The sequence below is a fragment of the Mucilaginibacter sp. GW821-FHT07G05 genome (assembly GCF_059418565.1).
Genome location: NZ_JBWKQC010000010.1, coordinates 104377 through 126551 on the forward strand (window position 1 = coordinate 104377; position 22175 = coordinate 126551).

Below are 22175 nucleotides of genomic sequence, written 5' to 3' on the forward strand. Positions count from 1 at the left end.
ATACTCCTAAAAAGGTTTTAAAATAACAAAGCCATCTGCAAAACAGATGGCCTCATTCCTATATATCAACTTCAGAAAAATTATTTTTGTTTAGCGAATTGTACGTTGAAGATCAATTTGATGTCTTCACCTACAACGATAGAACCTGCTTCGGTTACGCCATCCCAGGTTAAACCGAAATCTTTACGGTTAATTTTACCGGTTACTTCAAAACCAGCTTTGGTATTACCATAAAAGTCATCAGCCGAGCCGCCAAATTCAGCGGTTAATGTTACCGGTTTGGTTACGTCTTTAATGGTAAGGTCGCCCTCTACTTTATATTCGTCGTCACCTGCCGCGGTTATAGCAGTTGATTTGAAAGTGATCTTTGGATATTTTTCAGCATCAAAGAAATCTGCCGATTTCAGATGACCATCGCGTTGCTCCTGGTTGGTAGCAATGCTGTCAACATCTAAAGAGAAATCAACTTCGCCGCCTGTAATGTCGTCACCTTCGGTTTGCAAAGTGCCTTCAAATGTTTTGAAAAAACCTGTTACGGTTGAAATTACTAAGTGTTTTACTTTAAATTGTACTTCTGAGTGGGTTGGGTCTAATGCCCATTTTGTAGTTGCCATGATTGTAATGATTGTTGTTTTTAAATTGTTTTATGATACAAATATACAAATAGATGTTTAAACACGTAATTTGATTTTTCTAATTTACATTTGCCAGACAATGGGGTAGGTGTTTAACCACATAAGTACATAAAATGTTTAACCTTATGGTTAGATTTACATTTTTTAATTATTATTTATGAGAAAGCTTTTCGTTATATCGGCCATTGTAATACTGGGTTTGGTAGGCGCGTGGACTATTATCTGGCCACCGGCTGCCTGGGCGCTGGTTATACTGCTACCCATCTTTGCATTAGGCGTTTACGATATGTTTCAGCCGAGGCACAGTATTGTGCGCAACTTCCCGGTATTCGGGCATTTGCGTTTTGTGATGGAAGATCTTCGCCCTAAAATATACCAGTACTTTATTGAGAGCGATACCAACGGAACGCCATTCAACAGGCAGTACCGCAGCGTAATATACCAGCGTGCTAAAAAGGTAGATGATACCCGCCCCTTCGGTACCGAATTAGATGTATACCAAAACGGTTACGAGTGGCTAAACCACAGCATTGCCGCTATCGATCATTCAAAGCTCAATTTGCATCCGCGGGTTAAAGTGGGTAATGAGCAATGCGCTCAACCTTATATGGCCAGCATTTATAATATATCGGCCATGAGTTTTGGTTCGCTGAGTGAGAACGCCATACTGGCCCTTAACAGCGGCGCGCAAATAGGCGGCTTTGCCCATAATACTGGTGAAGGCGGCCTGAGCGATTATCACCTTAAACCCGGCGGCGATATTATTTGGCAGATAGGTACAGGCTATTTTAGCTGCCGCAATAAGAACGGTACTTTTAACGAAGAAGCCTTTGCCCAGCGAGCCGTACTACCGCAGGTGAAGATGATAGAGATCAAACTATCACAAGGGGCGAAGCCGGGGCATGGTGGTATTTTGCCCGCGGCCAAGGTAACGCCGGAGATAGCACGCATCCGCCTGGTGGAAACGGGAGAGGACGTGGTATCGCCGCCATACCATACCGCGTTTAGCACCCCTACGGAGATGATGCAGTTCATCAAAAAGCTACGCGAACTTTCGGGCGGTAAACCGGTAGGCTTTAAATTGTGCATCGGCCATAAAAGTGAGTTTTTAGCTATCTGTAAAGCGATGATCGCGTTACAGATCTATCCTGATTTTATAACGGTTGATGGTGGAGAGGGCGGCACAGGCGCGGCACCGCTGGAGTTTTCAAACTCGGTAGGCATGCCGCTGCGTGAAGCGCTGGCTTTTGTGTACGATGCCCTTACGGGATTCGGCATTAAAAAGCATATCAAGCTGATCGCTTCGGGCAAGGTGGCTACGGGTTTTGACCTGGTGAAGAACTTTGCTTTAGGTGCCGATATGTGCAACAGCGCCCGCGGAATGATGTTCGCCCTGGGTTGTATACAAGCTTTGGAGTGCAATACCAATACCTGCCCTACAGGCGTAGCCACACAAAATAAAAGCCTGATGAAAGGCTTGGTGGTTGACGATAAAAAAACAAGGGTGGCCAGTTTCCATAACCTAACGGTAAGCAGCGCCATACAAATGATTGGCGCGGCAGGTCTGCAAAAGCCCTGCGATCTGCATCGCCAGTTCATTTACCGCAGGATAAGTCCTAACCAAATTCAAACGTATGCCCAGCTGTTCCCTTATATCCCGATAGGCAGCCTGCTTAAAACCCCTTATCCATTACAATACGAACTGGATATGGCCATCAGCAGCGAACATACCTTTGTACCCGATTATAATAAGGTGGGTGCAGTGGAATATGGCGGAGCGAGCGCTTATACACAATAATATTTAGGTTGAGCGCATGCATTATTTGCCTCACCTAAGTCCTCTGTAAAGAAGATAGCTGCTAAGTTAAGGGTTTAAGCAAAGCGTATAATTAACTAACCCGGTCTACGCTTCGCTGGACCTCCCTCTCTTCGGCTTTGCCGTAAAGAGGGATTAAAAAATAATAATAACAAAACCCCTCTTTCCGCTTGCGGAGAGAGGGGTGACGAGCGAAGCGATGTCGGGGTGAGTCGGTATAACGTTATAATATTTACCCCTCTCAAGCAAACATTATACATTAACAAGAAAAGCCACGCTGATGCGTGGCTTTTCTTGTTAAAAAGATGCTATCTCACATCTAATATCTCGAATCTAACTTTAGTTAGCCAAAACTTCTTTAACTCTTTCAGCAGCTTCTTTTAACAAAATAGCTGAGAATACTTTCAGGCCTGAGTTATCTATCAGTTCTTTTGCTTCGGCAGCGTTGGTGCCTTGCAAACGTACAATGATAGGTACAGGGATGTTGCCAATTTCTTGGTAAGCATCAATAACACCTTGTGCAACACGGTCGCAACGTACTATACCACCAAAAATATTGATCAGGATAGCTTTAACGTTAGGGTCAGACAGGATGATGTTGAAACCCGCTTTAACAGTTTGCGCGTTAGCCGTTCCGCCTACGTCAAGGAAGTTGGCAGGCTCGCCACCGGCAAGTTTAATAATATCCATGGTAGCCATAGCTAAACCGGCACCGTTAACCATACAACCAACGTTACCGTCAAGTTTTACATAGTTAAGGTTTGATTTGCTTGCTTCAACCTCGGTTGGGTCTTCTTCGGCAGTATCACGTAAGGCGGCATAATCCGGGTGGCGGTATAACGCGTTATCGTCAAGGTTTACCTTAGCATCAACCGCTAATATTTTGTTATCAGATGTTTTTAGTACCGGGTTAATCTCAAACATTGATGAGTCGGTAGCTATATATGCTTTGTAAAGCGCGGTGATAAACTTGGTCATGTCTTTAAAGGCATCGCCCGAAAGACCAAGGTTGAAGGCAATTTTACGCGCCTGGAAACCCTGTAAACCAACTTTAGGATCTATTTCTTCTTTAAATATTTTATCCGGAGTGTGCTCTGCAACTTCTTCAATGTCCATACCACCTTCGGTAGAGTACATGATAATGTTGCGGCCTTTAGCGCGGTCAAGCAAAACGCTGATGTAAAACTCTTTGGTTTCGCTTTCGCCCGGATAGTAAACATCCTGTGCTACTAATACTTTACTTACTTTTTTACCTTCAGGTCCGGTTTGCGGAGTAACTAATTGCATGCCCAAAATAGCGCCTGCTTTTTCTTTTACCTCATCAAGGTTTTTAGCAAGTTTAACACCGCCGCCTTTACCACGGCCACCGGCATGTATTTGTGCCTTTACAACTACCCAGCTTGAATTATAATCATCCTTTAGCTTTTGTGCAGCTTCAACAGCCTGGTCAACAGTGTCGGCAACTATACCTTCCTGAACCCTTACACCAAAGCTTTTTAATATGGCTTTACCCTGATATTCGTGAATATTCATAGTCTTTTAAAGTATTTGCGGTAAATCTACACTTTTTTGTATTAAGTGAAAGTTTAGTGTGTTATTAAGTTGATTTGTTAGATTAAACTGACAGGCTATATTACTGTTTTATTAATTTAAGCCCATCATTAATTGGGCAGATTAACTACTCACTAAATTTTTACCTTTGCAACATGCTCAAAGCACAATCCATACATAAATCATACGGTCAGCTGCAAATACTTAAGGGTGTCGACCTGGAAGTTAACCGCGGCGAAATTGTTACTATAGTTGGCGCGTCCGGCGCAGGCAAAAGTTCGCTACTTAATATATTAGGTACGCTGGATAGACCCGATTCGGGAAGTATCTTCATTGGCAATATCGAGGTAAATAAACTGAACAATAAAGCATTAAGCGGTTTCCGTAACCGCGAGATCGGTTTTATCTTTCAGTTTCATCACTTACTGGCCGAGTTCGATGCGCTGGAGAATGTATGCATCCCGGCTTTTATTGCCGGTAAATCAAAAGCTGAAGCAGGCAAAAGGGCTACAGAACTATTGGAACTATTAGGCCTTGGCGACAGGTTGCACCACAAACCCAACCAGTTATCGGGTGGTGAGCAGCAAAGGGTAGCCGTGGCAAGGGCGCTGGTTAATAATCCGGCACTGATATTTGCCGACGAACCATCAGGTAACCTCGACTCCACCAATGCCCGCGAACTCCACGAACTTTTTGTAAGGCTGCGGAACGATTTCAACCAGACCTTTGTTATCGTAACCCATAACGAAGACCTCGCGGCCCTATCAAACCGTAAGGTATTAATGAAAGACGGATTGATTGCAAAGTAACCTATGCCTTATACCTTAATAACCCATGCAACATCTGCGGCAGCGCATAAAATAAAGAATGCATTAACCGGCAAGCAAGTAATACTGGGCGACTATAAAGACCTGCCCGATTTTATGCTGAAACCCGGCGCTATGATCAAACTGCCCGATCCGCAGGCGGCCAGTTACGCGCACCTGATGCTTACCCTTTGCCTTGATAATGATATTGAAGCATTATATCCTTTAAAACAGGAAGAAATGCTGCTTTTAAAAGAGGCCGAACTATTATTTAACGAATACAATATTTATATACTAACACCCGCTAATGAAATATAGCGATATAGATCCGCGTAAAACCGCCTTTATATTTGAGCTGGATAATGTGCTTTATCCCGAAAAAGATTACCTGTACCAGGTTTATTACCTGTATGCCAACTTGCTGGAATATACCGAACTATGGGATGCCAAAGCCATGGTAAGCCTCATGGCTAAAACCTACGAAGAAAAAGGTAAGGATGAGGTATTCAACGAATTGCAGCAAAAGTTTAATGTCGACGAAAAATACCGCGCCAACTTTGATGATATGCTGCTAACCGCCAAGGTGCCCCTGATGCTGTTACTGTATAAGAACATGCTCGATTTGTTGCAGGCTATTGTGGTCGACCGCAAAAAGATCTTCATTGTAACCAATGGCAACCCGCAGCAGCAACTCAATAAAATAAAGCATACCGAGTGGAACGGTTTAGAGCCGTATTTAACCTGCTACTTTGCCGACGAAGTAAGCGCCAAACCCGAGCCCGACATTATTAACCAATTGTTAAAAGATCACCAATTGGAGCGCCGGGATGTGGTGATGATAGGCAACTCCGAAGCCGACGAATTATGCGCGCAAGCCGCTGGAACAGATTATTTTAGTTCTGCGTTGTTTTTGTAAACCTGTATGTAACAATATTTCGTATCTTCCGTTAATACATTCAAATTATAACACTGACAAATGAAGAAAAATTTACGCCTTGCAGGTATAGCGCTGGTAGTGCTGTTGGCCGCTTGCAGCAAAAGTAAAAAGGATACTCCTGATCCGGTAGAAGAAGGTGACGGCAATATTCCTCCAACTACGGGATCGGCATTAGATAAAATAAAGGATTCGGTATTTTTATTTTCAAAAGAAGATTACCTGTGGTATGATGCTTTGCCCGATTATAAAACCTTTAAACCCCGCTCATTTACCGGTAGTAGCGATGGTGCAGCTTTGCAAAATGAGGTAGATGCCATTTCGCAGTATAAGATTAACCCTGCTACATTAAAACCTTATGAGTATAATGTTAATGCCCCCGGTGCCTCAAAATATTCTTTTATTGATGATGGTTCGGTATCCGGCGAGTTAGGCGGTACCAATGGCGATTTCGGCTTTTTACCACGCTACAATGCCGATGATAACCTGTATGTAAAATATGTTTACCCGGGTTCGCCTGCTGCAACCGCGGGTTTAAAACGCGGGTATAAAATTGTAAAGGTTAACGGTGCCACAACCGCTTCATTATCTGATAACGCATTGGTTACGGCTTTTTATTCGAGCGATAATATTACGCTTAACCTCGAAAAGCCTGACGGTAGTACTTTTAACGCCACTATAGCGGTAGCAGAATATACTATAAACCCTGTACTAACTTACAAGGTAATTGAAACCGGCGGCCATAAGGTTGGTTACGTGGTATTCAACACTTTTACAGTGCCTGCTAATGCTACTCCAAAGCTTGATGAAGCATTTAATTCGTTTGTTACAGCAGGTGTTACCGATTTGGTAGTGGATCTGCGCTACAACGGCGGTGGCTCTGTAGCTACTTCGGAGTATTTGGCTAACCTTATTGTACCTACTGCAAAAAATGGTAGCCTGATGTATAAAACGTATTATAATACTAATCTTCAAAACGGAAAATATCCATTATTGGAGCAAATATATAATATACCTAATGGTTATTTCAGCATAGCCAGCAATACCCGTAATTTCTCAAAGAAGCTCACATTAAACGTAAATAAGGCCTGCTTCCTGGTAACAGGTGGTACCGCATCAGCGAGCGAACTGGCTATTAACAACCTGTTGCCACAAATGGATGTTAAGGTGATAGGTGAGCAATCTTATGGTAAACCGGTTGGTTTTTTCTCTATCCCTATCGGCAAGTACGATCTGTATATCGCCCAGTTTGAAACCAAAAATTCTTTAGGCAATGCTAACTATTATCAGGGTATGATACCTGGCTCGTCTGATTTTCCGGGTATAGCGGCAAATGACGATGTATCTAAAGATTTTGGTGATACCAATGAAGAAATGCTGAAAAATGCTTTGAGCTATATCACAACAGGTTCGTTAAACCACGTAGCTATAGCAAAACAAAAAAGTACGCTAAGCACACAATCATTAAAACGCATGACTTCGGTTAACGCCGCTTTAAATAACCATGGCTTTAAAGGTATGGTGCTTGATCGCCCGCGTAAGTAGGCTGATCAAATTTAAAAGAGATATTGAAGGCGGAAACGAAAGTTTTCGCCTTTTTTGTTAATCAGCCAGTTCACGCAGATCGACCGCCACTACGCGCGATATACCTGGTTCAACCATGGTAACGCCATAAATAACATCGTTACTGGCTATGGTGCGCTTATTGTGCGATACGATGATGAACTGCGAATCTTTTGAGAACGCACGGATAATGTTGTTGAACTTATCGATATTGGTGTCATCCAAGGGCGCATCCACCTCATCAAAAATACAGAAGGGGGCTGGTTTTAACAGGTAGAGCGAGAACAGGATAGCCGTAGCCGTCAATGTTTTTTCACCACCCGATAGCTGGTTAATAGAAAGCGGGCGTTTTCCTTTTGGCTTCGCGATAATATCGATGTCTGATTCCAGTGGGCGTTGCGGATCGGTGAGTACCAAATCGCAGGAATCTTCTTCATTAAACAACGAACGGAATACCTTGATAAAGTTTTCGCGTACCATAATAAATGCCGACATGAATTTCTCTTTCGCCGTATCGTCAATCTCTTGTATGGTAGCCAACAGCGAGGCTTTAGCTTCGGCAAGGTCTTTCTTTTGCGATTGGATGAAGGTATAACGCTCATTCATCTCGTTATAGGCTTCTACCGCCATCGGGTTAATAGCGCCGAAATCATCCAGCTGCTTTTTCATCTTTTCTGTCTTCTCGCGCAGTTCGGCTTCATTCTCGTCTGCCGGTACTTCGGTTTCCAGCAGGTCTTGTATATCAATGTTAAACTCAACCGATAAACGTTCTTTCAGTGCGTTCAGTTCCAGTTTAAGGCTGTTGCGCTGCTCCCGTAGTTCATTCTCAATCAGTTCGGCATTGTCTTTTTTGCGGCGTAGTGCCGATATTTCGTTTTCAGTTTCAGCCACCTTGCCCCGCCACGCGTAGTATTCCTGCTCGGCTTGCTGAGTTGCTTTTTCCAATTCTTCTTTTTGGGCATACATCTCCAGCAGGTCATCATCCGAGTGGCCCGATTGCTGTAAGTTTTCCTGGATGGCAGCCTTTACCTTTTCCATCTCGGCATTGTTTTGCCTGATGCGGGTATCCAAGCTTTCTTGCTGCGATTCGCGGTATTCCAAATCTTTCATCAGGCCCGATACTTTATTTTGCTGCTGATGGAAGCGGATGTTCTCCTGGTTGTAAGCGTTTGAGCGTACGGTAACCAGTTCGGTAAGTTCGGTAAACTCAGCCTGTTTATCTACCAGCAAATCATTCTGCATCAGCTTTTGCTCTTTCAGCTCGGCAAGGTGCGGGTGCAGCGATTGCATCTCTTCGTGAATGCTGTTGATCTTGCGGGCAATATCTTCCTTCCGGTTAAGGCTATTCACTATAAATTCCTGGTATTGTTCCTGCCGGGTTTTTATGGTGATAAATTCGGTATTCAGGCGGTTAAGCTCCTGTTGCTGCTGTTTAATTTCGTTGGCTTTGCCGGCGGCTTTCATCGAAGTTACTTTGCCTTGCAGGTCTTCCTGTTGCTGTTTGGCAGCATTCACCTGCGCGTCGAGCTGTTTGATCTCTTTTTGCAGGTTCTCCAGGTTTTTAGCACGACCAATCCGTTTACCCTCAAACAACCCAACCGAGCCACCGGCCATGGTATGCTTTGATTTATTGAACTTACCGCTTTTACCCAGTATAATTACGTGGGGCGGCAGGTCGGCGCTGTTCAGTTCTTCTTCGTTATCGTCGTTTACCAGATACACGTTTTTGAGCAGGTGGTTACATAACGATTGATAGCGTTTCTCCACCTCGGTAACGCTAAGCGCCGGAATCCATTTACTATCCACACTGCCCGAATCGGCAACACTATCGGTAGTATAATTGCTCAATATAAAGAACTGTGCACGGCCACGGGTGGCATTGCTCAACAGGTTGATCGCTTTTATAGCCTCGTCATACGTGTCAACCACATAGTGGTTCATCAGTGGCTCTAAATAGTTTTCAATGGCAATGCGGTATTCCTCACGGCAAAAAAGCACATCGCTAAACAGCGGCGCGTTTTTAGCCCAATCGGTATTCTTTTTCAGGAAACGTATCGATTCCGGGAAACCTTCGAGGTTGTCAACCAAACTTTTAGTAAGGTTATATTCGTTCTGTTTGGCATCCAGCTTGCGGCTATCAGCGGTAATGGTATCTTTCAGCGTGCCGATGTTCCTTTCGGTTTCAGCAATTTGCTCCTGTAATTTCGTTTCAAAATCAACCGCCTGCTGGTATTCGCTTTCTAAAGCTTCGGTACGGCCTTGCAGTTCGGCAACGGCCTCGTTGAAATGCGAAAGTTCGGCCTCCTTATTGGTGGCATCCTCCATATTGCGCTGGCTTTCCTGCTCTAAAGCCTGCTGCTGTATCTGCAATATATCAAGATCTTTTTCGGCCTTGTATACCTGGCTTTGCAGTCTGTTGTTGATGTTGGTGATTTCGGTAAGCTGGTTGCGGTCGTTGGTTTGCTGTTCGCGCAGCTCGTCAACGGCTTCTTTCAGGTCGGCAACCTTGCTTTGTACGGTGAGCAGGTTTTCATCTTCCTGCGCTTTTTCTTCGGCCAGGCGTTTAAGGTTGTACAACACATGGTTCAGCTGACCACGGTCGCGTTCAAGCTCTTCGCTTAAGCGTTTTTCTTTATCCTGTTGAAACTTGAGTTGCTCGTTCTTTATCTTCTTTTCACTCTCGTAAGCACGTATTTTTGATACGTACTCGTTAGTGGTTTTTTGTTGTAACGATAGGTTTTTTTCGCGGGTTATACTATCCAGTTTTTGCTGCTGCACGGTGGCTTCCAGCGTATCTATCTGCGCTACTATGCCCGATTTATCCCCGCGTTGCGCCTGTTCCAGATCTTCTATCTTGGCCAGCGATTCACTGAACGAAGCTATCCGGAACGAAGCCAGCATTATGCTGAGTGTTTTATACTGATCCTTTAGACGATAATAACGCTCAGTTTTTTTAGCCTGGTTTTCCAGCGTTTTTAGGTTCTTTTCTATCTCGAAAAGCAGGTCTTCCACGCGTTCCAGGTCAGCCTCGGTGTCCTTTAGTTTATTAAAGGTTTGCTTTTTGCGGAGCTTGTATTTCGATATGCCCGATGCTTCCTCAAATAAATTACGCCTCGAACCCTCTTTGTTGGTAATGATCTCGTCGATCATTTTCAGCTCGATGATAGAGTAGGAGTCGGAGCCGATACCTGTATCGAGGAAAAGGTCGGTAATGTCCTTCAATCGGCATTGCACATCGTTGAGGCGGTACTCGCTGTCGCCGGTACGGTAAAGCTTACGGGTAATAGTAATGTGCGAAAACTCGGTAGGCAGTATGTTTTTTGTGTTATCAAAAGTAAGCGACACTTCGGCAAGGTTGGCTGCCTTACGGGTTTTGGTACCGTTGAAAATGATGTTCTCCATCTTTTCCGACCGCAGCGCGCGTGTGCTTTGTTCGCCCAATACCCAGCGTATCGAATCAACCACATTTGATTTTCCGCAACCATTTGGCCCAACAATACCGGTAACACCATCATTAAAATTAATAGTGATCTTATCCCCGAAACTCTTGAACCCCTTGATTTCTAACCGTGTAAGCTGCATTTATGTTTAACCGTACCTCGCTGTATTTTAAGGCTCTTAAAATAGCTATAAAAATTGATATTCCCCCCAACCCCCTGAAGGGGGAGCGTAACTATTATATTTGCTCCCCCTTCAGGGGGCCGGGGGGTTACTTATCAACCCATATAATGGAATTGTTGGTGCCTTGCTGATTGGGTTCCCAAAGCTTGTTGCCGGGGTCAATTATCCAGTTGCCGTCAACAATGTATTTGTAGTGATGCTTGCCCGGCTTAAACCGCATGCTGATCACCCATTCGTCGCCTTTGCGGCCCATGGTATATTGTTCGGGGTCCCAATTGTTGAAATCGCCCGCAATCCTGACCGTTTGCGCGTTATTGTATCCTTTTAACCTGAAAGTATGGTTAGCACCTACCGATATAAATGAATTGGTAATGCCATCGCTAACCGCGTAGCAATTGTTGGCGGGGTCGGTTATCCACTTATTATCTGCTATAAATTTGTACTGATAGTTACCGGCAGCCATGGTTACGGGCAATACCCATTCGTTATTAACACGCTTTAAAAATAATTGGTTGGGTTTCCAGCCGTTAAAGCTGCCTGCAACGCATACCTTTTTGGCATCTGCATAACCTTTTAAACTGAAGTTAATGGTTTCTCCGAGATTGATCACTGATGTGGCTACACCCTTTTCGTCTGTTACTTTTTTAGCATTGGCGGGGTCGGTTACCCAGTTGCCGTCAACCATAAAACGGTAGGTGAACATGCCATCGTTAAGGTAGATCTCCGCCCGCCAGCTTTTGCCGTTTTTAACAAGCGGAATTTCGCTGGCATTCCATTTATTAAAACTGCCTGCTACACTCACCTTTTTAACGTTGTTATAGCCTGCCAGCTGAAAAGTGTAGTTATACCTGTAGTAAATGGAGTTTGTTCCGTTATAGCCATCTTCCTCGTGCAGCAGGTTGTACTTATCGCTCATCCAGCGGCCGTTTACTATAAATTTGTAGGCGTATATGCCCGGTTGCAGTTTAACGTCGCTGATCCAGCCGCTGTCGGTTTTGAGCATGCTGGTTTTGGTGAGGCTCCATGCGTTAAAACTTCCGGAAAGCATCACCTTGCGTGCATCAGTATTGCCGGGTAAAAAGAAACGGGTAAGGCCCGAAGGTAGCTCATCAACCGTAACACGGCTAAATTTGTTTACGCCATAACTCACCTCACCGGGATAGCCGGGAATGCCTTCTGTTTTAATAAGATCAGTAGTGATCAAAAATGGTTTTGAAGGGGCGCTGTCGTGGTTAATGGTGATGGGTTTCTTGAACTGAACAACTTTGCCATTGTTCTGTATCATTTTCCAGCCTTCTTTGTATATATGGTAAAAATCGCCTTTTTGTATTTTTGAGGCACTTAAACCCGGCATGCCCGCCCTTTTAAGTATGGTGTCCATTTCGGCTTTTGACGACCGGAGATCTATCAGTAAAATAAACTCGTCTTTGGCAGCTATCAGGTTATTACGGTTTTGGGCGTACGCAATTACATCGCTTAAAAGCAACGCGAATACCAATAATATCAGCCGCCATACCCTCATTATTTGTAAGTATACATTTCAAATTCCTTTTTCACAAAATTGATGGTAAATATTCCGCGGATAAAAAAGTCGTATCCCAGTATCCCATCAACCGAATGCCCGTAGGCCTTGCCAATATTATCGAGGTTGGTAACCATTACCCGGTTCTTCATAAAAGCCTGATCACCAATTATCAAGTTATCAAACTTAGCTGTAAGCACCTGGAAAGTACTGCCGCCAACGCCGGTAAGTGTTGATGTGCTTTGTACCTCCATTACAGGCAATATTTTTTTAGACCGCCGATAATCCAAAAGGTTTGTTTCGGCACCGGTATCAAACGCGAACCAGGTAGTGTTTTTGTTTACGCTGCCCTTTAAAAATATTACATCGTTCATTAGTTTGAACGTTGTTTTGAGGAAAGGGTTGTGATAGATGAGTTCTGAAGCAGGTATAAGGCCGTCTTCATCCAGTTTATGGATGTACATCACATTCTGTATCACATCCACTGTTATAGCGAATTTGGAGAACAGGCGTGTGCCCAGCAGTCCCAGTATTTTAATGTTACGGCCATTCTCTATTGCCGACAGATCGGTAACATCAGCTTTTAGCCGTTTGTAATACAAATCGAAGATAGAAAAATTGGTGACCTCGGTAGTAAAGGTGTTAGATACCTCGCCATTAATACCGCCCGATTCCTGGTTCATAATAGGAGGCATATCCCTGAAGTAGGTAGCGTTAAGTACCAAATGAGGCGCGCCGGTATCCAACACAAAGTTGCCCGCCACACTATCAACCTTTGCCTCCACTATAATAAGGTTGCCTGCACGTTTTATGGGGATTACGAGGGTTTTAAAATCGCCTTGCGGATCAGGGTCGGGATCATCATACGCCTGTGGGAAATATATGCCGCCAATTTTACCGTCCATCGCGAAAGCACTCTGCCGAATGCCCGCTGATAGCAGTAAAATAATAACATATATATACAAGTTGCGCATGGTAAGGTTGTGCTTACCTAATAGACGGCTTGTGAAACGTGTATGTTACAATTATTGCTAAATTAATTTATGTGGTTCACGTAGCCGTAAGCGATGAGGTCGGCAGGGTGGTGGATGGGCTTTGTACTGCCATTGCTAATGAGGATGATCCTGTCGCTCACATCAAGTACGTTGTAATACTGGTGATCTGTAATAATGATGCCCTTGGTTTTAGCGCAGTTCCTGATGATGTGCTTAAACTCTTCGGCCTGTATGGGCGAAATATGGGTGAAGGGCTCGTCGAGTAAAATAAAATCGGCCTTGCTGTAAATGATCATCAGTGTTTCCAGCTGTCTTAGTTCGCCTCCCGAAAGCTGCGGTGCCATTTTTAACTGATGTTGCTGATAAATTGGGTGACTGCTGAAATTGGCCCAATACACCTCATCAACCAGCATTTTAGCCAACTTATCTATACGGATGGTACCCGGCAGGTAATTATGTTGCGGTAGGTAAGCTATCCGGTTGTTATGATATCCTTTAACTATATAATCATCATTTATACTAATGTACTTATGCGTGCAGGCCAGGGTGCCAAAGATGATCTTCAATAGCGATGATTTTCCGCAACCGTTGCGCCCCAATATGCCCAGCACTTCGCCTTTACTGCAATTTAAGTAAATGTCCTGCAATATTTTGCGGCCATCAAATTCGAGGTGTACGCTGTCAACCTTCAGGTTTAGTGCTTCCATAGTATGAAATAGGTGCCAATGATCAAAACTAAGAAAGCTGCGAAGTCGAGTGCGAAAACCCTGACATACAACGAGCGTACACTATAACCGGCGTTACGAAAGTAGAAATAGCTTTTAGCCGAAAAGAAATACTGATAACCTACAACCACTGTATAGCTGAATAATTTGAGTATTAAAGGGATACTCAAATGTTCAACACCATTTTTAATAAAGGTATAAATACTTAGGCCTGTAAAAAGAATGTTGATAAAGGCAACAGGTTTATAAAAATGACAGATAAGGGTGAGTAATCTGTTCATTTAATAAAATGATTATCAGGTAAAAAGATCATATTGTGTGTTTGGGTTGTCGCCATCGGCTATGCGCACCTTATTAACCAGCAAATGGGCCTGCCGGGTAGGTTCGGGAATGCGGTAACCGCGTATGCAATTTTTAATCACCTCAACGCTTTGTTGCACATTGATATTGTGCCCCGGCGAAATATAAATGGGATTGCAGTTTCGTTTGGTACGAATGGCTATACCGATCAGCTCATCTTTATCATACATAGCGCTTTGGGCGAAAGACACATTGGCAGGTTCTTCGTATTTGCCGTACAGCCTGCTTTTGGCGCTGCCTATGGTTGTAGCGCCGGTAACCAAACCAAAATGTGTAGCGATACCCAGGCGGCGTTCGTGCGCTATACCTTGTCCGTCGAGTACCAGTACGTCGGGTTTAACTTCCAGTTTATCCCAGGCGTCCAGCAAGACCGGTACTTCACGAAAGGCCAGCAGGCCCGATATGTACGGAAATGAGGTACGGCTGATGGCGGTAGTATTGCCGATAATCTTCAGATCGGGATAGCTGAACAATACGATGCCGGCGTATACTACTTCGGAATATTTATTGAACGAGATGTCGGCTCCACCGATGGTAGTTATGGGTTTATCAAGCGCGTTGATTTGTATTTGACCGCGTAATTGGTGCTGATAGGCTACGGCCTGGGCAGGAGTGAGGTGTTCGTATTGGGAGGGATGCATAGGTATTAAACAAAAAAGCCTCTCCAATGTTGGAAAGGCTTTCGGTTGTTAACCTAAATATGATTTGAGGATCTTGCTCCTCGACGTATGACGCAATCTCTGCAACGCCTTATCTTTAATTTGTCTTACACGCTCGCGGGTAAGGTTGAATTTTTCGCCAATTTCTTCTAACGATAGCGGGTGGTTGGTACCTAAGCCAAAGAACAATACGATGATCTCGCGTTCGCGCTCTGTTAAGGTTGATAATGAACGTTTGATCTCCTCTGATAATGATTCGTTGATCAGTATCGAGTCGGTATTTGGTTCGTGGTTTTCCAATACATCCAATAATGTATTTTCTTCACCTTGTACAAACGGCGCGTCCATTGATACGTGTCGGCCCGAGTTGCTTAAAGTGTCAGATATTTTATCTACTGTAGTTTCCAGTATATCTGCAAGCTCTTCCGGAGATGGCTCACGTTCGTATTCCTGCTCTAATTTTGAGAAGGCTTTGCTTATTTTGCTTAATGAGCCTACCTGGTTTAAAGGTAAACGTACTATACGCGATTGCTCGGCGATAGCTTGTAATATCGACTGGCGGATCCACCAAACAGCGTAAGATATGAATTTGAAACCCTTTGTTTCATCAAAACGCTTGGCAGCTTTGATCAGGCCGAGGTTACCCTCGTTAATAAGGTCGCCCAGTGTTAAACCCTGATTTTGGTATTGCTTGGCAACAGATACAACGAAACGTAAGTTGGTTTTGGTTAGGCGTTCAAGCGCGGCCTGGTCACCTTCCCGTATTTTTTGTGCAAGTATTACTTCTTCTTCGGCAGTTATTAGGTCAACTTTACCAATTTCGTGAAGATATTTATCCAGTGATTGCGATTCACGATTGGTAATGGATTGTGTTATCTTGAGTTGTCTCATCTATTTTATTAACCTCGATTCTATGTTTTAGAATTGAACGTGCAAAGGTACAATTTTGTTCTGTAATATGCAGTAATTTATACATATTTACATCAAAATTGTATATCAATTTTGCTACAATTCGTTTATTTTAAAAATATCGCCTGCCCTGATACCTTTTTCGGTTAGCTGCAAGGTACAACATTCGTTTATTGCATCGTGCTCAAAATATAAAATATAATTATTATCGAGCGCTTCGGTCAAAATCGCTTTTTTCTCAGTAAGTGTTTTCAGCGGGAACATATCATAAGCCATTAGATACGCCATAGGCAAATGCCCTACAGAGGGCAGCATATCGGCCATGTAAAGTACTTTTCGGCCTTTGTAATCTAATAATGGCAGCATCATGGCATCGGTATGCCCATAAGCGAAACGTATGTTAAATCCTTCGCTAAATTGTACGCCATCTTCGGCGGGTATAAATTTTAGTTGCCCGCTTTCCTGCAAAGGGAGTATGTTCTCTTTCAGGAAGGAGGCTTTCTCGCGGTCGTTAGGGTTTTCAGCCCAGTCCCAATGCTGCTTGTTGCTCCAATAGGTGGCGTTCTTAAAAGCAGGCAAAAGATCGCCGTTAACACGCTCTACAGCGCCGCCAACATGGTCGAAATGCAGGTGGGTTAAAAAAACGTCGGTAATATCGTCGCGGTGAAAGCCTTTTGCAGCTAATGATTTGTCGAGGGTATCGTCGCCATGCAGGTAATAATGGCTGTAGAATTTTTCGTCCTGCTTGTTGCCTATGCCGGTATCAACCAGTATCAGGCGGTTGCCATCTTCAATAAGCAGGCAACGCATAGCCCATGTACACAGGTTTTTATCGTCGGCAGGATTGGTTTTGCTCCATATTGTTTTGGGCACCACCCCGAACATAGCACCGCCATCCAGTTTAAAAAGCCCTGTATCAATAGTGTAAAGGTTCATAATAGGTGTAGCGGTATAAATCAAAAGTAAAAATTCAAAAGTCAAAAACCGAATATTCCGTGAAAGAATTTCGTTACGTTTTTAACTTTTGAATTTTTACCTCTGAAGTTTTATTATAAGTGGATCACTTCGTCGTAAGCGGCAGCGGCAGCTTCCATTACAGCCTCGCTCATGGTAGGGTGAGGGTGTACCGATTTGATGATCTCATGACCGGTAGCTTCCAGCTTGCGGGCGGTTACTACTTCGGCAATCATTTCTGTAACGTTAAAGCCCAACATGTGCGCGCCCAAAAACTCGCCGTATTTGGCATCGAAGATCAGTTTTACAAAGCCATCTTTAGCGCCCGCGGCACTCGCCTTACCTGATGCCGAGAATGGGAATTTACCTACTTTAACTTCGTAACCTGCTTCTTTAGCCGCTTTTTCGGTATAACCTACCGAAGCGATTTCAGGTGAGCAGTAAGTACAGCCCGGTATGTTATTATAATCTAAAGGTTCAGGGTGTTCGCCTGCAATTTTTTCAACGCAGATGATACCTTCGGCAGAGGCTACGTGAGCCAGCGCCTGACCTTTAACGATATCGCCGATAGCGTAAACGCCTTCAACGTTGGTACGGTAAAAATCGTCAACCAGTACTTTGCCTTTATCGGTTTTTACACCTGCTTCTTCCAGGCCAATGCCTTCAAGGTTGGTAGTGATACCTACGGCAGAAAGTACGATCTCCGCTTCAAGTACTTCAACACCTTTAGCGGTTTTAACGTTTACTTTGCAAATATCGCCTGTAGTATCAACTGATTCAACGTTGGCGTTGGTCATGATATTGATACCTTGTTTTTTAAGGATCCGCTCCAAGCCTTTTGATACTTCTTCATCTTCCAGCGGAACGATGTTAGGTAAAAACTCAACAACGGTAACCTGTGTGCCTAATGATTTGTAGAAGTAAGCGAACTCTATACCGATAGCGCCGCTACCTACAACCACTAATGATTTTGGCTGTTTAGGCAATACCATGGCCTGGCGGTAGCCGATAACTTTTTTGCCATCCTGTTTAAGGTTAGGCAATTCGCGCGAGCGGCCGCCTGTAGCTAATATAATATGTTTGGCGGTATGGTCGGCAGTGGTACCGTCTGCGGCTTTAACCTCAACGGTGCCTTTACCTTTTAATTTACCAAAACCAACAAGTACATCAATTTTGTTCTTCTTCATCAGGAACTGAACACCCTTGCTCATACCATCGGCAACGCCGCGGCTCCTTTTAACAACGCTTTCAAAATCAACCTCACCGGTACCGTTAACCTTAATGCCGTAATCGGCAGCATGGTTTATATATTCAAACACCTGCGCGCTTTTTAATAAGGCTTTGGTAGGTATACAACCCCAGTTAAGGCAAATACCACCCAGCGATTCTTTTTCAACTACTGCAGTTTTTAAACCTAATTGGGAAGCACGTATAGCGGCAACATAACCACCCGGGCCCGACCCTATAACAATTACATCGTAGTTCATATTTTATTAATGAGTTTTTTGAATTTGTGTGCCAAAGCTAAGTAAAAGGGCTGAAATGGTAAAATCAGAAGCCTATGCTACTATAATTATTACAGGAAAATTATTATACCAAAAGTAAAATTGGTTCAAACTATCAGTTTAATATGGTTTTAATCATATTATGACAATAATTATATCGTTTAATGTAAAATGTTGAAAAATTCACAGGAATAATTAACATTAACTTAATATAGTGCCAAATAGTTTTATATATTTTTGCAGAAAATTAATTGACAAAAACAAAAAAAATGAAAAAACATTTACTACAAATCTTGTCGGTAATAGCATTTATTGTTTTTGGATCCACCACATCTTTCTCGCAAGGTATTACCACCTCATCAATGAGTGGTACTATCGTGGATTCTAAGCAGCAAACTGTTCCCGGAGCAACCATCGTTGCCACACACGTACCTACAGGTACAAAATACAGCACAGCCACCCGTGCTGATGGTAGGTATAACTTACCCAACTTACGTGTAGGCGGGCCTTACACAGTTAAAGTTACCTTTATCGGTTATGCCGAATTTACCCAGGGCGACATCAGCCTTACATTAGGTGAAGATTACAAGCTTAACGCCACTTTAAGCGACAACACCGTAGCGTTAAAAGAGGTACAGGTAACAGGTACCCAAAACAAAATCATCAATAACAACCGTACCGGTGCCCGCGAAACTATTACTCGTGCGCAAATTGACAGGTTGCCAACTATCAACAGGTCGTTACAAGATTTCACCAAGTTAACCCCGTCTGCAAACGGTAACTCATTTGGTGGTCGTAGCTCAAGCTACAACAACGTAACTGTTGACGGTGCTTTGTTAAACAACTCTTTTGGTTTATCAGGTACTTTGGGTGGTCAAACAAACTCACAGCCAATCTCTTTAGATGCGGTTGAGCAGGTTCAGGTTGATATTGCGCCTTTTGACGTTCGTCAGGGTTTCTTCACCGGCGCAGGTGTTAACACAGTAACCAAATCAGGTACTAACGAAGTTAAAGGTTCGGCTTACTACTATTTCCGTACACCAAAAGTATACGGCTTAAAAGCAGGTAATACTGAAGTTGCAAAGCCTTCATTTACTTTCAATAACCGCGGTATCGCAGTTGGCGGTCCGATAGTGAAAAACAAATTATTCTTATTTGTTAGTGGTGAGCAAGAGCGCTTTGAGCAGGCAGCAACTTCAATTGTCGCAGCCGGTAGCCCGGGCGCAGGTAGCGGCAATACAGCAACAGCAACTCAGGCGCAATTGGATGGTCTGAAAAAATTCCTGATGGATAAATATAGCTACAACCCGGGCGAATACCAAGGTTACAACTATAAAACCAATAGTGATAAAGTTACTGCCAAATTAGACTGGAATATTGACGAAAATAATACTCTAAGTGCTAAATATTTTTACCTGAAATCGTTTAGAGATCTTGCAGGAAGTAATTCTGGCTCTATCAATAACTCAATCCGTCAGCCAACATCAGGTGGAGCTTTGCCTTTCAGCGGTTCCGGTTATACTATTAATAACAACTTCAATATCGGTATTATCGAGCTAAATACCCGTATAGGTAGCAAATATGCTAATAAAGCTACTTTGGGTTATTCAGCATTACGCGATTTCCGAGCTTCATTAGCTGGTGATCTGTTCCCGTTAGTTGATATTGGAAACGGCACAGGTGGTACATTAACTACATTTGGATATGAACCATTTACGGCGTTTAACAAATTAAACACCGATACATGGCAGTTTGCTGATGATTTCACAATTTATTCAGGTAAACACGAAATTACTATTGGTACCAGCAACCAATACAACAAATTCCTGAATGGTTTTGCACCAACATACTATGGTAACTATAACTTTAACAGTTTAGATGATTTTTATGCATCTGCTAATAACGGTTTGCCAGGTGGTTTAGCAAACGCAACCCGTTACCAGTTACGTTATTCTGCTTTGCCTGACGGTTCTTTCCCTTTTGCAATAATCAAAGCTTTTACATTTTCATTATATGCTCAGGATAAATTCCAGGTTAACGATCGTTTCCGCTTAACTTACGGTTTAAGAGCGGATATGCCTTACTTCCCAACTAAACTTGATAAAAATCAGGATTTAGCTAACCTTTCTTTCCGTGATGGTCAGCATATTGACATTTCTCAATTACCAAGCACCAAAATATTGCTTTCACCAAGGGTAGGTTTTAATTATGACGTTTATGGCGATCATACTACTCAATTACGTGGTGGTGCAGGTATCTTCACAGGTCAGGTTCCTTTCGTGTATATCTCTAACCAGGCATCAAATAACGGTGTGCAGTTCGGTTCTATCGATTTAAACCAGACTAACGCTGCTAACGATCCTCGTTTAGTGTTCAATCCTAATGTTAATGCTAACCGCCCTGCAAGTGCAGCAGCTAATACAGCATATAACGTTGCCGTTACTGATAAAAACTTTAAGTACCCGCAAATATTCCGTGTTAACGGTGCGGTTGACCAAAAATTACCTTTCGGTGTAATTGGTACATTAGAAGCATTGTATTCAAAAGATATCAATGCTGTTTATCATCAAAATATCAACTTGCCGTCTGAAGGTGTTGCTTTCGCCGGTTCTGATAATAGAATCAGATACAATGCTTCACGTATCAACAGCAAAGGTACTTCACTTGCCGAGCCTAACATCAGCGACGCTATCTTGATGAGAAATACCAGCAAAGGGTATTCATACTTTATCACCGGTCAATTACAAAAAACATTTACTAATGGTTTCTTTGCAAGTGCAGCCTATACTTATAGCAGGGCTAAATCAGTAAATGATGGTGGTTCTATCGCCCAATCAATCTGGAGAGATCGTCCTGTTTCAGGAGATCCAAACTCTGATGAATTAGGCTTTACCAATTTTTATCAGCCTAACCGTGTGATTTTAGCTGTTGCTTACCGTAAAGAATATGCTAAAAACTACGCTACTTCAGTAGGTATGACATTTGAGGTTGCTCCAAATAACAACACTGCAACTTTCGGCGCTGCTTACTCATATACTTATCGTAACGATATGAACAATGATGGTTTAAGTGGTAACGATTTAATGTATATCCCTAAAGATCAAAATGATGTTGTGTTAGTGCCTGATGCAGCTACCGATACACGTACTAAAGATCAGATGTGGTCACAATTAAATAACTTTATCAATCAGGATAGTTATTTATCATCACACCGTGGTAAAGTTGCAGAACGTAATGGTGGTTTATTACCATACTACAAACAAGTTAACTTGAACTTTACTCAAGATTTCTATGTGAATGTAAATGGTAAACGCAATACTATCCAGTTGAGTGCTAATATGATCAACGTAGGTAACTTCCTTAATAAAAACTGGGGCTTGTACCGTATTTTAGCCTCTGGTGCTAATCAACCATTATCTTACAAAGGTATTTACAAAAATGCGGCTGATGCAAATGATCCGAACAATGGCAAGCCAACGTTCTCTGTTCCATACCTGGATGCTAAGAATCAAATCCCGTACACTAATACTTACCAAATAGATGCAGGTCAGTTTTCACGCTGGCAAGTACAGTTTGGCGTTAGGTATATATTTAACTAATACCAAACCCAAACCATATCT

The 22175-nt window shown here is 43.1% G+C and carries 17 protein-coding genes; 6 read left to right on the plus strand and 11 right to left on the minus strand.

Annotation, left to right across the window (positions count from 1 at the left end):
• Positions 1-80: 80 nt before the first annotated feature.
• Positions 81-614 (minus strand): YceI family protein, encoded by a 534-nt coding sequence (locus tag AC07NA_RS21890; protein ID WP_345209894.1) that lies wholly within the window; start codon positions 612-614, stop codon positions 81-83.
• 178 nt (positions 615-792) lie between these two features.
• Here AC07NA_RS21890 and AC07NA_RS21895 point away from each other — a divergent pair, with 178 nt between their 5' ends.
• Positions 793-2433, plus strand: a complete 1641-nt coding sequence (locus AC07NA_RS21895) for an FMN-binding glutamate synthase family protein (RefSeq protein WP_494899771.1) — start codon at positions 793-795, stop codon at positions 2431-2433.
• A 357-nt stretch (positions 2434-2790) separates the two neighbouring features.
• Here the strand turns inward: AC07NA_RS21895 and sucC are convergent, their stop codons facing one another.
• A complete protein-coding gene (sucC, locus tag AC07NA_RS21900) occupies positions 2791-3984 on the minus strand; it encodes an ADP-forming succinate--CoA ligase subunit beta (protein WP_345209892.1) in 1194 nt (397 codons plus the stop codon).
• Positions 3985-4157: 173 nt separating this feature from the next.
• On the opposite strand from sucC, the gene AC07NA_RS21905 reads away from it, so the two are divergent.
• The 4 genes from AC07NA_RS21905 to AC07NA_RS21920 are packed head-to-tail and all read left to right on the plus strand — an operon-like array spanning position 4158 to position 7287.
• Positions 4158-4811 (plus strand): ABC transporter ATP-binding protein, encoded by a 654-nt coding sequence (locus tag AC07NA_RS21905; RefSeq protein ID WP_494899774.1) that lies wholly within the window; start codon positions 4158-4160, stop codon positions 4809-4811.
• A gap of 3 nt (positions 4812-4814) precedes the next feature.
• Positions 4815-5126, plus strand: coding sequence for a hypothetical protein (locus tag AC07NA_RS21910; RefSeq protein WP_345209890.1), 312 nt, complete (start codon positions 4815-4817; stop codon positions 5124-5126).
• Positions 5116-5724 (plus strand): HAD family hydrolase, encoded by a 609-nt coding sequence (locus tag AC07NA_RS21915; protein WP_494899776.1) that lies wholly within the window; start codon positions 5116-5118, stop codon positions 5722-5724. The genes AC07NA_RS21910 and AC07NA_RS21915 overlap by 11 nt, the downstream gene beginning before the upstream one ends.
• Before the next feature lie 60 nt (positions 5725-5784).
• Complete coding sequence (locus AC07NA_RS21920) at positions 5785-7287, plus strand: S41 family peptidase (RefSeq protein WP_494899778.1); 1503 nt, start codon at positions 5785-5787, stop codon at positions 7285-7287.
• A 57-nt stretch (positions 7288-7344) separates the two neighbouring features.
• Here the strand turns inward: AC07NA_RS21920 and smc are convergent, their stop codons facing one another.
• The 9 genes from smc to lpdA all read right to left on the minus strand — a co-directional run bounded on the left by smc (position 7345) and on the right by lpdA (position 18537).
• Positions 7345-10887 (minus strand): chromosome segregation protein SMC, encoded by a 3543-nt coding sequence (smc, locus tag AC07NA_RS21925; protein ID WP_494899780.1) that lies wholly within the window; start codon positions 10885-10887, stop codon positions 7345-7347.
• Between the two features lie 127 nt (positions 10888-11014).
• Positions 11015-12448 carry a hypothetical protein gene (locus tag AC07NA_RS21930; RefSeq protein WP_494899782.1) on the minus strand — a complete coding sequence of 478 codons (1434 nt, stop codon included), beginning with the start codon at positions 12446-12448 and terminating at the stop codon, positions 11015-11017.
• Positions 12448-13422, minus strand: a complete 975-nt coding sequence (locus tag AC07NA_RS21935; protein ID WP_494899784.1) for an aspartyl protease family protein — start codon at positions 13420-13422, stop codon at positions 12448-12450. Before AC07NA_RS21935 ends, AC07NA_RS21930 begins: the two co-directional genes overlap by 1 nt.
• Before the next feature lie 62 nt (positions 13423-13484).
• Positions 13485-14150, minus strand: coding sequence for an ATP-binding cassette domain-containing protein (locus AC07NA_RS21940; RefSeq protein ID WP_494899786.1), 666 nt, complete (start codon positions 14148-14150; stop codon positions 13485-13487).
• Entirely contained in the window at positions 14138-14449 is a 312-nt protein-coding gene (locus AC07NA_RS21945; RefSeq protein WP_494899788.1) for a hypothetical protein, read from the minus strand. Before AC07NA_RS21945 ends, AC07NA_RS21940 begins: the two co-directional genes overlap by 13 nt.
• Positions 14450-14464: 15 nt before the next feature.
• Positions 14465-15169, minus strand: coding sequence for a deoxyribonuclease V (gene nfi / locus AC07NA_RS21950; RefSeq protein WP_494899790.1), 705 nt, complete (start codon positions 15167-15169; stop codon positions 14465-14467).
• Between the two features lie 48 nt (positions 15170-15217).
• Positions 15218-16078 carry a sigma-70 family RNA polymerase sigma factor gene (locus AC07NA_RS21955; protein ID WP_114004714.1) on the minus strand — a complete coding sequence of 287 codons (861 nt, stop codon included), beginning with the start codon at positions 16076-16078 and terminating at the stop codon, positions 15218-15220.
• Positions 16079-16192: 114 nt separating this feature from the next.
• Positions 16193-17032 (minus strand): MBL fold metallo-hydrolase, encoded by an 840-nt coding sequence (locus tag AC07NA_RS21960; RefSeq protein WP_494899792.1) that lies wholly within the window; start codon positions 17030-17032, stop codon positions 16193-16195.
• 113 nt (positions 17033-17145) lie between these two features.
• Positions 17146-18537, minus strand: a complete 1392-nt coding sequence (lpdA, locus tag AC07NA_RS21965; RefSeq protein ID WP_345209880.1) for a dihydrolipoyl dehydrogenase — start codon at positions 18535-18537, stop codon at positions 17146-17148.
• Positions 18538-18824: 287 nt separating this feature from the next.
• Here lpdA and AC07NA_RS21970 point away from each other — a divergent pair, with 287 nt between their 5' ends.
• The gene (locus AC07NA_RS21970; protein ID WP_494899794.1) at positions 18825-22154 is read left to right on the plus strand and encodes a TonB-dependent receptor; all 3330 of its coding nucleotides are present in this window, start codon (positions 18825-18827) and stop codon (positions 22152-22154) included.
• The last annotated feature ends 21 nt before the right edge of the window (positions 22155-22175 follow it).